The sequence below is a fragment of the Nostoc sp. ATCC 53789 genome, from assembly GCF_009873495.1.
Lineage (GTDB): Bacteria > Cyanobacteriota > Cyanobacteriia > Cyanobacteriales > Nostocaceae > Nostoc > Nostoc muscorum_A.
Genome location: NZ_CP046703.1, coordinates 3,233,921 through 3,249,925 on the forward strand (window position 1 = coordinate 3,233,921; position 16,005 = coordinate 3,249,925).

Genomic DNA, 16,005 nt, shown 5'->3' on the forward strand with positions numbered 1-16,005 from the left:
GATATCCCCCCAGTTTCTAGGGAATTGAGGAGATATTCAAAAAGTTAACCAGTTTACTGAGTTACGTCAGCAGAAAGAGAGCAATCTGTCTTTTGCTTGCCAAGGTTTGAGTCAGATTTCTCCTCCCTCTGTCAATCAGAGAAAGGTTAGTTAGGGTCTGAAAGCATCAACAACCAAAGTACCTGAGTAGGTTCCCGCCTGTGTATCAGCTAATGTGACATCTAAATCAATGTTACTTGCAGTACTATGAACTAAGCCTAGAGCAGGTTTTACGCCAACTGAAGCAGGATTAACAGCAACTGTAATACCAGCAAAACCAGCAGGTGTAATTCCTACTGAATAGTTTCCTGTGGGACTATTAGACCAAACGATATAGGCATTGGTAATAGTTTTGCTTACAGGTGCCGCGGCCAGTGTAAAGGGGGATCCGGTAACAAGAGTACTACCAGGAGATTGGTCACTACCTGTGAAAGCAGCGGGAGTACCACCATTTGAAGTTAATAATGCTGCTCCTGCTCCACCAACTAAATCTGCTGGAGTAATGGGTACAGTAGCAGTTGTGATAGTTCTCAAAAACAGAATTTCTGGGACAGTGACATCAACGTTGATCGTCTCTGTTTCAGTACCTGGAGCAATCTGAGCGTTAACAGGAGCAGAAAGAATTGCACCACCTATAATAGCAGTACCAAAAGCAGCAAGAGCTAAAAATTTGTTCTTCATATTAGAAAACATTTCCCTATTTTTTGTGTTGACCGTTAGCAAATCTCGTTGACTCGATAGTTTGTCTACAAATGGCTGAAATTTTAGTGAAACTGCAACCAGTTAAATTTGGCTTATTCTTATATGGACTTTGTTATGAACAATCACCTCCTGTTTAAAGCACGTACAATTCTGTACCGTTAGTCCCGTTGTTGGCGGTGAAGAACAGCTGTGTACCAACGACAGTCAGCCTGCCGGGGTTAGCATTTCCTGTAGCGTTAATGTTGCTAACCTTACGAGTATTGGCAGTTGTGCCGTCACTGAACCACATCTCCCTGTTACTGCCATTAGAAGCAGCAAAAGCCAGGGTGCCATTGAAATTAACGAGACTAGTGGGAATACTGTTATTAGGCTGGTTATTTCCATCTGTGCCAGCCCAAATATCTTTGACAACTACTGTGTTGGCATCTGTGCCATCAGTTCGCCACAATTCTAGACCAGTTACTGGGTCGTTGCCAACAAAGTAGAGAATATTACCAACAGCAGTTAGAGAGAAAGACCCAAAACCAACATTAGGTGCTTGTCCATTAGTTCTGATGTTGACGGTTCCGCTAGATGTTCCATCACTCTTCCACAGTTCCAAGTTAAAGTCATTATCGCTATCTGTCACAAAATACAAAGTGTTACCAACGGCTGTCAAATATGTCGGCGCGAACCCATTGTTCCCAGGTGTAATATCTTTCAGCAAGCTAGCTGTTGTACCACTTTGGTATTTCCAGACCTCAAAACCGCTTGTACCATTGCTGGCAGTGAAGTAGAGTGTACTATCAACTACTCTAAAGTGTGCAGGATATGATTGAGTAGTTCCTCCGACACTAATAATTTGCGTACCGCTTATAGTGCCATCAGTTGACCAAAGCTCACTGTTGTTTTTAGCTGTGAAAAAGAGCTTACTGTTAAAAGCAACGAAAGTGGGTGATTGAGAATTACTGAAACTAGGGTTAATATCTACTAAACTGACACTTGTGCTGTTATAAACCCACAGTTTTCTGATATTGCTGCTATCAACTGCTGTAAAGAAAAGTTTGTTACTAACGACAGTGAGATTACTTGGATTAGAACTGCCAGTATTCAGATTAATATCACTAATTCTAGTTACAGACGCGCCATTGTACTCCCAAAGTTCTGTACCAAAAGTGCTGTTAGTAGCTGTAAAGTATAACTTGTTATTGAAAACAATCAGATCATCAGGATTAAAACCATTAGCATTAGTAATGCGGGTATTTGTAGTTCCATTAGTCCTCCATAGTTGAATACCTGTAGTACCATCATTGGCAGTAAAGTACAAAGCGTTATTCCAAGTGGTCAAGTTATCAGGGTCAGAACTACCAAGACCAAGATTTATTTCCAGTTGTTGGGCTTGTGGTTCTACCGTTATGCCCAAGTTGTAGAAAGTTTCGGCTGAACCAGAAGGATAGATCCGAATGTAGTATGTACCAGCACTCAGGGAAAGATTGCTGATAGTTTCGTTGCTATTTCCGGTTTGATTAGATATCGCTATTTGTGTATTAACGCTGTTGAATAGCCGTACATCTGCATTGTCACTCAAGCCAGAAAGACTGAGATTAAAAGAACTGCTGGTGTTAAGATTGAACTTATAGTAATCATCAAAATCTATAGTGCCCACGAACTCACTGCGGGAAATAGAACCGTTTAAAGTACCTAAATTTTGGGCTGCCCCTTGATTGTTACCAGCTTGGTCTGGGCCTATGGTTTGTGCAACCGCACTTAGAGTATAGTTAGCTGTTGTTGTACCAGCACCACGACTTACTAAGATGTTGTAAGTACCAGGATTTAAGCTGCGGCGAATTGCATCTAGGGTTGTTCCTGATTGGTTTGTGGTTGGAACAATGCCATTACCATTTTGGTCTTGCAGTGTTAAATTAGCATCTGCTGAGAGTGATGTGAATCGGATATCAACTAAGGCGGTTGAGTTGAGAGTGAACTTGTAATAGTCTTGAGTATCAATAGTGTTGACTAAATCTGAGATAGTGGCAGGAAGACTGACAACACTGGCATTTGCTACAGTGTTTCCTCCTTGATCTGGGGCATCTGCGGTAAAATTAACCTGCAAATTATAGTTAGTAGAGTCTGCGGCTCCATAGACTTGGATATAGTAACTACCTGCGGCTAAAGAACGATTTATAGAATCTTGGTTTATACCTGTTTGAGTACTAGTGGCGGCAGGTTGAAAAGATTGTCCAGAGCTATTCAACAACTGTATGTCAGCATTGCCACTTGAAGGATTGAGGTTAATATTAATAGTGCCATTATTATTTAAGGTGAATTTGTAGTAGTCGCTAATATCTGTAACAAAGCCGCTACTTGCGACAAAATCAGTTCCACTGTAGCTGCCGCCATTGACAAATCCACTAATATCTCTGTTAGTGTTTGCCAGTGCAATTGTATTGTCAGAGATGCCACTATCTTGAATGGCTTCGGCTGAGAGAGTAAGATTATAAGTTGTACTAACTGCCCCAGTTACTAAATAAATCCGGGCATAGTAAGTGTTGGGAGCTTGGTTATTAAGGGTAAAACGTATATTTTCTGATGCATTACCAGACAAGCCAGGAGCAGTAATGGTTGAACCATTACTATCTGTCAAGATTAAATTGGCATTACTATTTGCTGCTAATCCATCTAGACTCAAGGTAACTATACTAGAACTACTTAGAGTAAATTTATAGTAATCGTTTGTATCAAGGTTGCTGAGAGAGTCTTGAAAGGTGTTGCTTGTACTGGTTAGAGAACCACCGATATAAGTTGCAGTATTTAAAGCTGTGGCTGTTGTACTTCCTGGATCGGTGAATCCTGAATAAGTTGGCATAAGTTATCTATTATTTTTTATAAAATAAACACTTGTATTGGCTGCAAATTTCTCATATCTTTACAACTAACGCAAGTTTATTGCTATTAATCAACCACAAAGTTTCTGTTACTTGCAGCAAATCATTAGCCTGTATCGTGGTGATGCACTCTTTCAGAAATATGGTTTTTACTTTCGTAATTTAAGCGGTTGTATGTTAATTAGTTGATGTGAAATATTTCAAATCCTGATATTTGTTGCACCTGTGTAAATAGATAACTGCATAAATTTGAGTCTAGGGTTCTAGTTTTAAACACACTGCTGAATCTTCCTAGTCTTTCGTTAACAGTCAACTTGGTTCATTTCAGCGAAAAATAAGTACTAGATGAGGAAAGTTATTGCCATTACTAAGTTGCTCAAACTTTTTGTAGCCAATTGTAATTTTGTTACAACTTTATCAATTCATCCACAAAAGAGTTATGTATTAGCTGTTGCGATGAAATTTTTAATGTTCTTTTGCATTTCTCCTTCAAACTTCACTGCAAATAGAATTTAACTCTTAGGCAAAAGATGATGCCTGCGTAAAAGTACTTAATTTCATGAGATTAATCGTAAAAAATAAATTATTTTTCTAAAGAATTTTAGTGTAAAAAATTTTATGATTAGATCCTGATTAATAGTATTTTCAAGGGAAATAATCGATAATACCATATCTGTTTTTCTTTGCTAACTCGCTTACCCAAAGCATTTTTCGCGGTATTGCAATATGTTTCAAGCTACTCGTCGCCGTCTCGCTCTTTGGTATACTGCCGTCACTGCTGTATTACTACTACTGTTTGCCAGTGGCGTTTATTTATACGTCCGCAGTACACTGATTGAGCGCATTGACGATACCCTTAACCATGTAGTGGAAATAGTGGAGCGTTGTCTCACAACAAGCCCCTGTGCATCTAAGCTCATATTTGAGCCAATTGATGCTGATGCAGATAAATTTCGCATTAATAATCTAGAAGCCAGTTTTCCTGAGAATGCCGACACCGTAGAAGATGACCACATCGACCTTGAATGGTTTAGTCCAACTGGTGAATTACTTTGGTCAACGCTATCCGAACCCCTAAATATTCCTATTCATGCCAACCGCACTGGTGAAACTGTGCGCGTAGTTAAGGGGGAGAAAGAAAAAGGCAAAGATGATAAACTCTTCACTCCTAACTCCCCACTCTTTACTCCCCACTCCCCATTGTTATTACGGCAAGTTACTCAACGGGTGGAAGTAGGGCGGCAAGTATTAGGATATCTGCGTGTTAGTCATCCCTGGTTTGAAGTCACTAAACCCAGCCGTGAGTTAATTTTTGATTTGGCGCTAGGTATTGGGTTAATGGTGCTTTCTGTCGGCGCAAGTGGCTGGTTTCTTTCGGGTAAAGCGATGGAACCTGTAGGTGAATCTTATCAACGCCTCAAACAATTCACTGCTGATGCTTCCCACGAACTTAGAAGTCCGATTACTTTAATTCAAACAAATGTGCAAGTTGCCCTTGCTGACTTGGATTTAGCAGAGACAGAAACGACTAATTCTTTGCAGTATCGGCAACAGTTAAAGGTGGTGGAACGCTTAACCCAGCGTTTGGGTAAATTAGTCAATGACTTACTTTTCTTAGCACGACAGGATAGTGGGATTAGCAAAGATATTTTTTCACCTTGTCCGCTAGATGCCTTGCTGATGGAAGTGGTTGAAGAACAACAATTGTTAGTCCCTGAAAAAAAAATCGCTCTTTCTCTAGACTTAGTTGATCCTCCTGCTTCTGAAACTAACCCTGAATTATTGGAAAATTGGTTTACCTTTGTGGGTAATTGGGATCAACTGGTGCGCCTGTTCACAAATTTAATTGCTAATGCCTTGCATTACACTCCAACTGGCGGACGGGTGAATGTTGAATTAGCGCGGATAGAAGGAATAAATCGAGTTTCTGGACTACGTTATACCAGTGCCCAGTTGCAAGTTAAGGTGAGTGATACCGGAGTTGGAATCCCAGCAGAGGCACTACCACGCTTGTTTGACCGCTTTTATCGGGTAGATCCAGCACGAACTCATACAACAGGGAATACAGCTACAGCTAGCGCTACTGGTTCAGGATTGGGATTAGCGATCGCTCAAGCTATTGTCGAACATCATCAGGGTCATATTCAAGTTGAAAGCACTCAAGGCATTGGCACAACGTTTACTGTGACTTTACCGATAACTCTTGAGTCTTAAATCGCAAATTCAACAATTGTTTCCTGTGACAGATGTAGATAAGTGAATTTATTTACTAATTTATATACCATCAATTGCATATTTAGCCATTAATTTGAAACTTTAGAATGAGATATTTATGTCTGCTAATCTATTATTTCTAAACCTCTAGCTAGAGAACAAAGCTTGACTATATTGTTAAAATCTACGTGTTTAGATAACAGATTAGCCAACTAATTAAATTTGCTGGTTGAAAAATTTTTAAAGAAAGAAAAATTTAGATCAGGAGCCAATCATGAATATGAAGCGTCAAAACTTTCGTAAGTCTGCTGAGTTATTTGGTGCTATTTGTGGTGGATTAATGATTAGTCTGCCAGTAATTCCTCAAGCAATAGCACAACAATCAGTAGGACAAGAATCTACTCCGAAGATTAACCCCTGTCCGAGAATTTTCTACGAAGAACCACATAATAGTCGGGTTGTGGTACCACAAGGATGTCCTCCGAATGCACTAACTCAAAGACTAGCTGCTCAAGGGCTTCTTCCCACCTCTGCTACTCCATCACAAGAGCAAACAAGATTGGGTGTCGGCGGTGAATCTCCAGAAACAGGTGTCACACCACCACGCCCAGCCCCTGGAGATCAAACTCAACAGCCCTCACCAGGTGCGGTTTCGACCGATCGACCACAACAACTACAACCACGACAAACTCCCAGCGCGACGATCGCACTGGCAAATGGTACAGTTAATATCAGATTGGTAAATGACACTGCGGCTAATGTAACTTTCCAAGTGATTGGCGATACGGCACCGCGATCGCTACAAGGTAAATCAAATGTAATATTGCAAGGTTTAAGGGCACCAGTAACGGTGACATTTGAACGAGAAGATGGTGGACAGTTGAGAGTGACTCCACAAGCTTCTTCAGAGCCAGGAAACTTAGAAGTTAGATTTAACGAAGCCACCAATGCAGCACAGGGCAGAAGTGCTATGAGAATTGAACGAAATGGTTCAGTCTTCTTAAATTAATCAAATTAAGTACGAAAGTAGGGGCGATTTATGCCCCTATTTTCGCTGAAGCATTTTAGTTAGCTGATCTAGCAATTGCACTTCTTGCTTACTGTCTTCCAATGTCCGCGCCAGTATAATCGCCCTTTCGTAAAAATTACGGGCAGTTAGATAATTACCTTGTTGTTTGTATAACTGAGCGTAAGACTCAAAAGATTTTAATTCTTCTCGCAAATTTTGCAATTCTTTAGCGAGTGCTAAACGTTGCTCTAGTAAATCAAAAGCTCTCTCGTAGCGTCCAATAGCAGTGTGAGCTTTCACTAAACCGTCAATTGCCCGTAATTCATTGGTGCGATCGCGGTTAGTTTTAGCTGTCCGCATCGCTTCACCATAGGTAGCAATGGTATCTTGATAATTTCCCGATGCTCGGTAGGCATCACCTAAATTATTCAGGGTATTTGCTTCACCAATGGCATCGCCAGTCTGACGGCGGAAAATTAAGGCATTTTCATACAATTTAATCGCCTTGTTGTAATCTCCCAACCTAGCAGTTACCAAACCCAAATTGCTCAAAGACAGTCCTTCCCCTTCAATGTTTTTGACACCGTGAGCAATTGCGAGTGCATCTTCAACTGTTTTACCAGCAGCAGAAACTTCTCCTTGTTGCAGGAAAAATGTACCGATATTATTTAGCACAAAAATCTGAGCTTGGAAGTCTTTCGTATCACGAGCGATCGCTAATCCTCGTCGTAAAGCATCTTCCGCCTCTTTTGCACTATCAATCTGGATATAAGCCTTTGCAAGCAAATTGTAAGTCAGACCTTGTGCTTTTAGGTCGCCAATTGAGTGATATAGTTCTAGTGCCTGCAAGCAAGATGCAATTGTTTTATCGGCATATCCTGAAGCGTATTGTTGTTGACCGATACGTAGAAAGCTATCTGCTTCATCTCTTGATTGTCGCCCAACAGAACTATTTAAAGGACGATGGAGTTGTTGCGTAATATCAGCCGCACCAGCAGCTATAGGACTCAGCAAAAAAGTAAGCAGTAAAAAGCTGTGTAAAAGCACATGGGGACGATAAATCACACCTACACAAACTAATTGCCTTGGAAATACAAGCCGTTGTTTCATAAAAATTACCCGTAAAGTTGCGGGTTTAAGTAGAAGGTCTAAGAAGAGTTTTAAGTTTATAAATTGAAGACAAAGAATATACGTGTTTACACTTAAGTTAGGATTGAGCTAAATCCTCCCCAAAGTATATGGCGCGGATATCTGTGGGTAATTTGTCCTCTAGCATACGATAGCCTTCCTGAAGAAAATTGGCTACTTCGTTGGGAGCGATCGCTTCTCCTTCGGCTTGCAGATAGGCAGCGATTCTTGTTTCGCTCCAGTGGAAAGTTTGAGCCATTAACACGATTAATCGTAAAACAGGGGGTAGTTGGTCTAATGCCTGTTGTACATAGCACCATAACGGTGGCGAAGTTGCTTGCAGAGAATAATGAATTGCTTCTGTCGGTGGTAGCTTAATTTCGTTAATACAGAAAGCTGTCATATTAATTAACCAATTTTGCATGGTTAAGGCTGGCTCACCTGATTCAGGGCTGGTTAAATTTAGTCCACCGAGTTCGTAATAGATATGTCGCCAGGTGAGAGCAAACAGATAATCTGCTTGCACAGGCGATCGCGCCGAATGCCGAATTAAGGTATACACTATGGGGCTATAACGGCAAAAAATCACCGTAAAATACTTTCCAGCATCTGGATGGCGCTGAAACAAAGTCAGTAGTTCATGGTCACTGTGATGAAATAGCGACTTTACCAGAGGATGATTAGCTTCAGGAAAATGAGGAATTTGCACAAGTCTTTGAGTTGATAGTTGTTAAAATAATTTTGGGAATTGCACTCCCGTAGTTAATCGCATAATATCTTGGTGTTGCCCAGTTTGTAGCCGAGACTCAGACAACTTGAGTTATTGATAAACTAGAAACAAGGACTTAATTTTAGTCTTAATCGACAATTATAAAATCGACTCCCCTATAGAATCCTTATTTGTTCATGGTTATAGCAGTTAGTGCGATGTCGTTCCTCCTCAGTCCCCTTACTTTAGGCTCCTTTCTCCCTTCCTTGCCCTTGGATAGCCTGTTTTCTACCCAAGGCATTATGGTAATGCTGCTAGCAGCTTACGCTGGCGCGATGTGGATGTTCCTCACCAGCGCCCCAAAAGTACACACTGTCATGGTGTCAGATTTGGAGATAGCCCGACAGTTGTATGAAGGGCTGCTAGATTTGCCCGCAGCTGAGGTGCCCTTGCACTATTACTACAACTACGAACAAACTATAGGCGCAACTGGGATTGATCCGCTATACATGTCTACAGGGCCAAGTTTGTCAAGCAAAATGATGAATAATGCTACCGAAGGGCTGTGGTATCAATTGAAGAAAAACACCCAGCTACACGTTATTACTGGTGCGAGTTTAGGTAGCAAAAATCAGCAACGCCACGTTTGCTTTGACCACGACTGCTTGGAAATGATTTTAATGCGAGTCGAAACGCGCGGTTTGAAATTCAAGATTCGTAACCAGAAGCCCCTGAACTTTTTGGTCAAAGACTATGAAGGGCGCGTGATTGAGGTGGCTGAGGTAGCGAATTAGTCATTAGATTTTAGATTATTTTAGATTGTGTGGTGCGTAGCTTGCGATCGTAGGCATCGGCACCACACAATCTTTTTTTAAGTGGCTAGGCGTAAATAAATTAAAGTTTGTAGTAAGGACTTTAGTCCAGATAAACCTTGCTATGAAAGATGAATCGGTCACTTATAGGGTTTTGCTAGGTAGAAACTTATGACCCTTGAAAAGATGTACGCATCTCACCTTTATGAAACAGATTTCTATACTTGGACTCAAGAGCAGATTAACTTGCTCAAAACTCAACAGTGGGAGCAATTAGATACTGTTAACCTGATTGAAGAAATTGAAACTTTGGGTAGAAGAGAACGACAAGAATTGAGAAATCGGCTAGGAGTATTGTTAGGACACCTGCTGAAATGGCAATTTCAAGCTGAAAAACGTAGTAATAGCTGGTTGAGTACAATTCGAGAGCAACGTGTCCAAATTAAGCTGCTTCTGCAAGATAGCCCTAGTTTGAAACCCTATCTAGATGAAGTTTTCCTCAGCGTTTATGAATTAGGGTTGGCTTTAGCAATTCGAGAAACTGAGTTAGGTGAGCAAGTTTTTCCAGAAATCTGTCCTTATACTTTAGGCGAAACTCTAGATCCTGAATTCTTACCAAATCTGAATCAGGTTGAGGAGCAGGGTGAGTAATTACCCAAATAATCTTTTCTCACCGTAAACCGTGGCAAATAAAAGCAGCCCAGTAACGAGGATCTGAAAAGGGAAATTGCTGAGTAGAATTTTCTATTTCTTGAATTCGTCTGTTCAATTTGGCATACATATTATATTCACGCTTCCATTGTTCATCTTCGATAGAACCTGAAGGATATTTTTTTCTATTTCCTATCAGTTCTTTCTCCTTTGCTTCTACTTCCTGAAAGATTTTATTTAGGTCTATTTTTGTAAATTCTCGTAGTTGAATTTGGGCTTGCTGTAAAGCTTTAGGACGGTTTCTACCTTCTTGTCGCTGCTGGTAGTAGAAAATAGAAAATAATGCTGTGGCTAAATCATTGACTGACCACAGAGAACTAACAACGCTTCTAGCACCAGCACACAAAAAGCCTGTGGAGAGAGTAAGAATATCATCAGTTAGAGAAGGAATACCCAAATTAGTTTCGCAACAAGACAGAAACACTTCTATAAGTTGAGGTAAACGCCAACCAGGTGTCATCAATTGCCCCAAGGTGATGCTGTCACCATGCGCTAATTTTAACTGTGATTCTAAAGGATTATCGAGGCGAGATTGGGCATGGTGGCAGGAATGAAGTACTTGAACTTGTTGTGCTAGCTGTCGATAGTTATTGGAGGTGGCTTGACTGCTGCCAATTAATCTGTTTTCTGGTGGAATATTATACATTTGGGCAAGTTTTTCGCCTTCAAATCTGGCACAGGGAAGGTTATCTTCGGCATCTTCCACAGTTCCATATTGTAGAGATATTTCATTAAATTTCCCTACATTGTCGCGTTGTTGACAAAATTCTAAAATTTGGCAACTTGGGGTATAACGAATAAGAAATTTATCTCCTAAATATTCCTGATATTCTCCTGTAGGCAAAGCAGCGAAGGGAATCTGATGGAGTAACAGGTGAGGTACTAAAATTAATTCTTCTATTCCTTGAAGATGTTGGGATATGAGTTCAGATATTTGCAAGCGTTCAGCTAATTCGCGGAGAATGCTATTAATTTGAGTTTCCCATTTTTTGTAATCATTCATATAAGGCAATAACCAATTCTGGTTAATCCAGCCTTGCAACGTCTCTAACCCTTGTCCTGTGCAGGTGTGGAGAGTAATTTTGTTTTGCTGAACGATAAAAATATGGGTGTCGCTGTTGGTAGTGTAGAAACTGAGGATAGCTGTATTAGGTTGGTCAATTAGCTTTTGAATTTCTGACAAGCTGAGGGGGTTAACTTGAATTTCTCCAGCTAATACGGGATCTTCGCGTCTGAGATTTTCCCAAACTTGTTGTTTTTGGATTTCTAAAGATGCGATCGCTTCATTATAAGCTTGGAATGCAGCGCGTGTTTCACTACGACTATTTTCAGATTTATGGCTTTGGCGTTCTTGGTCAATTTGCTGTTGCAGTTCTTCATATTGCTGCAATAATTCTTGGATTTTTGGGGGGATTTCTTCGCCTTGAGAGAGGTTGTAGCTTGCCATTAAGTCTACCAAGCGTTTGGAACGCGATCGCTCTACATATTCTAAGGCTTTATCTATTTGTCCAGCCTTGATGCAAGCTTGCACAAGCTTTTCATAAACTTCTATAGTTCCTTGCAAAATCTGTTGACGGCGAGTTTCGGATTTATTCCAAGCCCGGATCTGTTCTATTGACTGAACAGCATAGTTGTATCCTTCAATAGCTTCTTTCCAGCGTCCAGAAGCGAGACAGATATCCCCAAAATTACCTCCATAATCGAGGCACTCTGTAGGGAACGCAGTGGGTGTACAAATTTTTAGCAATAAGCGAAAACAAGCAATTGCCTGATTAATATTTCCTTGCTGATTGTAAGTAAAAGCTAAATTATTTTGAACCATTGCCCAATCTAGCGGGTAAGATTCGCAACTATAAACTTCTAAAGCCTGATTAAAGTAATAGAATACTTGCTCTAAATTGTTTGTATCTTCCTCTTTAGCTAAGTCACGATATATATTACCAAGATTATTTTGAAGTCCAGCCCAATCTTCCAAAAACTCTTCCATATTTTCCAGAAAATCTTCATAAGTATGTTCTTCCAAAACAGCCTTAAAACATTGATAAATATGTTCTTCTAAAGCAGCTTGATACCAGGTTCTTGCTATATTTAAATTTTCTAATGGCTCTCCTTGTTTTCTTTTTCTGTAGGCAGCTCCTAAATTAGTAAGAACCATTACCCACTCTGCGGGAAACTTATCACGAGTATAAACTTGCAAAGATTTTTGACAACATAATATTGCTGATTCAGAATTTTCTTCATCTATAACATCTAAATCAGAGTAGATAGTTGCTAAACTATTCTGGATACTAGCCCACTCTTGTGGAAACTCTTCACGAGTATAAACTTTTAAAGCTTTTTCAAATGCCTTAATTGCTTTCTCTCCATTTTTTACCCAATCACCACGAATTCTCTCACAATAAGCATTTCCCAAAATATCCTGTATTTCAGCCCATTGTTGAGGATACTTAACAAGTATTAGTTCTGCCTCATATTTGGCTATAGCAATTTCAATATTTATAGCATAATTTGCTGATTCTAATGATTCAGTCATTTTATAAAAATTTAAACCTGTATTATATTAATTACCTAATTTATATATTTTCTATTCAAATATGTCTTTTGCAAAATGCTATACTGCCGCTACTTTCCTTACTTTAATAATTTTAGAATAGTGTTTACGCCGAAATCTCTACCAACTTGGCTAGCAATTCTTCAGCTAAATCTAACAACTCAATTTCATCAATTTCATAACTAGTTCCGCGATTACTTTCTCCACTCCTCACATTAGCAGCCAAAACATTTTTGACAGAAAAAAGCCTATCTTCTTCTTTAACTAGACTCAAACATTTTTCCAACTCTACAGCAACTTCTTGGATTGTCCTTGAACCCAAACGCTCTCTCACTTTCACCGCTACCGAATCGTCACTTTCCAGCAGTTTTACTAAAGCTGTTCTCAGTCCATCATCCTCGTGCGAAAACTTCTCAACGGCTACACGCACATATTCTCGCACGCTCATATTTGCCGCTAATGCCTTTTGTGCAACTACATCTGGTACGTCTACCAGCAATACACCTTCGTTATCGCTAGCTTGATATAAGTCGTCCCCTTGTTTGACGGCTACCAACAAATCTGCACCCAAAGCGTGTAAATAGTGCAACACTGATTCTAATTCATGTTCCTTTAAAGCCGACTCTAACTTGGACACCGCAGCTTGCTTTACTCCAAGTTTTTGAGCTAGCTGTGCCTGAGTCAATCCTGCTTTATTACGTATTTCCCGCATGGCATCGGTAAGATAAAGGCGCAAATACTCTAACTTTCCCGCCAAAATAACCTCTGGTTCGTCGCTTACCTTTTGCTGCAACCAAGCTTGAAAATTAGGCTTTTTCATGACTTTTCCCTCTGCTGCAATTTACGCAATCTCACTCTTGCAGGCTCTTTGTCTCTATCTTTGATAGCGCCGTCGTATTTCTTCATAAAGGCGTGCAGCACCACAAACCTCTGAGGAGTAACAGCTGTTAAGATAAACCGTGGATTATGTTCGCTCTTAGTCATCCGTAACTCATACAAATCATCTTCCAGTTTTTCAAATATCCCACTGGTAAGTGATGCGAGTCCTTTGTCGCACAGGTAGCTAAGATTAACTTGCAGACGCTTGGTTTCGGAAGCACTCAGTAATGGCTTTGGTAGATTTTCTGGTTTCTCCTCTTCGGGAATCATCCTGATGAAAAAAGCCAGCAAATCTTTGGGGATTTCCCCATTGACATCTAGATAAAGTTCCCAAGTCCAGGTCACTTCCTACCTCACAGTATAGTATTCCTTATAAGGAATGTCAAGGCTTTATTCCTTTAAAGGAATATCATATAGAATCAGCGAGTGCAACTTAGGTAATAAAAATGGTGCGTTAGGCAAAACCATAACGCACCCAACTAGTTTATATGCTGTAAGGTCTTTCCAAGAAATAAACGAACCGCAGAGACGCAGAGAACACAGAGAGAGGAGAAATGGAGAAGATTATTGCGTCAGTTTTGGACATTTTTTTATTTGGAAGTCCCTAAGTAGGTCAACTCAACTGTTCAAATTTAAATTTCCCTTTAATAAACTTGTTAAAGTATTGACCTTTGGATGGGGCATTGTCTAAGTCTTCCTTGACACTGGGAGGTACTTTGAAATACTCGTAAACACTTCCACTATCAAATTCAATAGTCAGTGTTTGAGTTGTAGGCTCATAGCTAAATTGCTTAATAACACTGCCTTCAGGCTTGAGTAGAGGGAAGGCAATTACATCCCGAATACTGGCAGAATCAGTTAACAACATTACTAACCGATCAATCCCAATCCCTAAACCACCTGTAGGCGGCATACCGTATTCAAGGGCTGTCAAAAAGTCTTCATCTACACCTTGGGCTTCTAAGTCACCAGCAGCTTTTCTTTCGGCTTGGGCTTCTAGGCGTTCTCTTTGATCGATGGGATCTGTAAGTTCTGAGAAGCTGTTCCCCGTTTCTCGCCCGACGATAAATAACTCAAATCTTTCCACCAAACCAGGTTGAGAACGGTGAGGTTTTGCTAAGGGCGAAATTTCTACAGGGTAATCAATGACAAAAGTAGGTTGAATTAAATTAGCTTCTACCTTTTCTTCAAAAGCTAAATTTAGTAACTTACCAATTGATTTCGCTTCATCTATACCAGGAATACCAGCATTTTTACTCGCTGTTTTTGCTTCTTCCAATGTTTGGAAAGAATTGAAATCCAAGCCAGTAAATTCTTTAACTAAATCGTGCATTGTCACCCGCCGCCAAGGTGGTGTTAAATCTATAGGTTCCCCTTGGTAGGTGATTTGCAATGTGCCGAGTACATCTTGGGCGACAGTGGTAATAATCCCTTCTGTCAGCGTCATCATATCGTTGTAATCGGCGTAGGCTTGGTAAAGTTCAATTGTCGTAAATTCGGGATTATGTCGAGTAGAAATTCCCTCATTGCGGAAAACCCGCCCCAATTCAAACACCTTTTCAAAACCACCTACAATCAACCGTTTGAGATGAAGTTCTGTGGCAATTCGCAGATACAACTCCATTTCTAAGGTGTTGTGGTAGGTGATAAATGGACGCGCATCTGCACCCCCAGTCTCACTTTGCAAAACTGGCGTTTCAATTTCCAGAAAATCCCGTTCTTCTAAATAGCGGCGAATACCGGCAGTAATTTGGGCGCGACGGCGGAAAGTTTGTCGCACTTCTGGGTTAACAATCAAGTCAACGTAGCGCTGACGGTAGCGCTTGGCAACATCCGTTAATCCATGCCACTTGTCGGGTAGGGGCAACAGGGATTTAGTCAGGATAGTATATTGTTTAACGTAGACAGATAACTCGCCCTTTTCAGTCCGTTTAATAGTACCTTTAACTCCCAGGATATCGCCTGCATCTGTGAGTTGTTTTAAATGATTGAAGGCATCAGCATCAATATCTGCCATGCTTTCTTGGATGCGATTTTTATCCAAATAAAGCTGAATTGTGCCAGTTTCATCTTGCAAGGTGAAGAAAGCCAGTTTACCGAAAACGCGACGCGCCATAATGCGTCCAGCGATCGCAACTTCTAAATCAATTTCTTCACCACTGGCTAAATCAGCAAACTTTTCTTGCAACTGCGCTGCATGATGAGTAGATTCCCAACGATAGGCGTAGGGATTAGTCCCTAGCTGCTTGAGTTGTTCTACTTTCTCCAGCCTTGCGGCCCGGATATCTTCTTCCGACATGGTAACGAACTAAATAGGGCAAGATTAATTATAGATGCTGCAAAAGTTGAGAGTAAGAGATATTTGCACTTTGCAGATGATAATATCG

12 protein-coding genes are annotated in these 16,005 nt (G+C 40.4%); 4 read left to right on the forward strand and 8 right to left on the reverse strand.

Annotated elements, in window-relative coordinates; translation table 11 throughout:
• Nucleotides 1-150: 150 nt before the first annotated feature.
• Both GJB62_RS13300 and GJB62_RS13305 read right to left on the reverse strand, forming a co-directional pair.
• Nucleotides 151-720, reverse strand: a complete 570-nt coding sequence (locus GJB62_RS13300; RefSeq protein WP_114081458.1) for a hypothetical protein — start codon at nucleotides 718-720, stop codon at nucleotides 151-153.
• A gap of 154 nt (nucleotides 721-874) precedes the next feature.
• Nucleotides 875-3,586, reverse strand: coding sequence for a pre-peptidase C-terminal domain-containing protein (locus tag GJB62_RS13305; protein WP_114081457.1), 2,712 nt, complete (start codon nucleotides 3,584-3,586; stop codon nucleotides 875-877).
• Between the two features lie 745 nt (nucleotides 3,587-4,331).
• On the opposite strand from GJB62_RS13305, the gene GJB62_RS13310 reads away from it, so the two are divergent.
• Both GJB62_RS13310 and GJB62_RS13315 read left to right on the forward strand, forming a co-directional pair.
• Nucleotides 4,332-5,819: a HAMP domain-containing sensor histidine kinase gene (locus GJB62_RS13310; RefSeq protein ID WP_114081456.1), complete on the forward strand. Its 1,488-nt coding sequence runs from the start codon at nucleotides 4,332-4,334 to the stop codon at nucleotides 5,817-5,819.
• Nucleotides 5,820-6,093: 274 nt separating this feature from the next.
• A complete protein-coding gene (locus GJB62_RS13315; protein ID WP_114081455.1) occupies nucleotides 6,094-6,828 on the forward strand; it encodes a hypothetical protein in 735 nt (244 codons plus the stop codon).
• 36 nt (nucleotides 6,829-6,864) lie between these two features.
• Here the strand turns inward: GJB62_RS13315 and GJB62_RS13320 are convergent, their stop codons facing one another.
• Both GJB62_RS13320 and GJB62_RS13325 read right to left on the reverse strand, forming a co-directional pair.
• On the reverse strand, nucleotides 6,865-7,938 hold the full coding sequence (locus tag GJB62_RS13320) for a tetratricopeptide repeat protein (RefSeq protein WP_181852823.1): 1,074 nt from the start codon (nucleotides 7,936-7,938) through the stop codon (nucleotides 6,865-6,867).
• 97 nt (nucleotides 7,939-8,035) lie between these two features.
• On the reverse strand, nucleotides 8,036-8,665 hold the full coding sequence (locus tag GJB62_RS13325; protein ID WP_114081454.1) for a sigma-70 family RNA polymerase sigma factor: 630 nt from the start codon (nucleotides 8,663-8,665) through the stop codon (nucleotides 8,036-8,038).
• 197 nt (nucleotides 8,666-8,862) lie between these two features.
• On the opposite strand from GJB62_RS13325, the gene GJB62_RS13330 reads away from it, so the two are divergent.
• Entirely contained in the window at nucleotides 8,863-9,459 is a 597-nt protein-coding gene (locus GJB62_RS13330; RefSeq protein WP_114081453.1) for a glyoxalase-like domain protein, read from the forward strand.
• Between the two features lie 204 nt (nucleotides 9,460-9,663).
• A complete protein-coding gene (locus GJB62_RS13335) occupies nucleotides 9,664-10,128 on the forward strand; it encodes a DUF29 domain-containing protein (protein ID WP_114081503.1) in 465 nt (154 codons plus the stop codon).
• Between the two features lie 19 nt (nucleotides 10,129-10,147).
• Here GJB62_RS13335 and GJB62_RS13340 read toward each other — a convergent pair whose 3' ends face one another.
• The 4 genes from GJB62_RS13340 to lysS form a co-directional block, all read right to left on the reverse strand.
• The gene (locus tag GJB62_RS13340; RefSeq protein ID WP_114081452.1) at nucleotides 10,148-12,721 is read right to left on the reverse strand and encodes a CHAT domain-containing tetratricopeptide repeat protein; all 2,574 of its coding nucleotides are present in this window, start codon (nucleotides 12,719-12,721) and stop codon (nucleotides 10,148-10,150) included.
• 124 nt (nucleotides 12,722-12,845) lie between these two features.
• On the reverse strand, nucleotides 12,846-13,559 hold the full coding sequence (locus GJB62_RS13345) for a helix-turn-helix domain-containing protein (protein WP_114081451.1): 714 nt from the start codon (nucleotides 13,557-13,559) through the stop codon (nucleotides 12,846-12,848).
• Nucleotides 13,556-13,963 (reverse strand): type II toxin-antitoxin system RelE/ParE family toxin, encoded by a 408-nt coding sequence (locus GJB62_RS13350; RefSeq protein WP_114081450.1) that lies wholly within the window; start codon nucleotides 13,961-13,963, stop codon nucleotides 13,556-13,558. Before GJB62_RS13350 ends, GJB62_RS13345 begins: the two co-directional genes overlap by 4 nt.
• 268 nt (nucleotides 13,964-14,231) lie before the next feature.
• On the reverse strand, nucleotides 14,232-15,917 hold the full coding sequence (gene lysS / locus GJB62_RS13355; RefSeq protein ID WP_114081449.1) for a lysine--tRNA ligase: 1,686 nt from the start codon (nucleotides 15,915-15,917) through the stop codon (nucleotides 14,232-14,234).
• Between the last annotated feature and the right edge of the window lie 88 nt (nucleotides 15,918-16,005).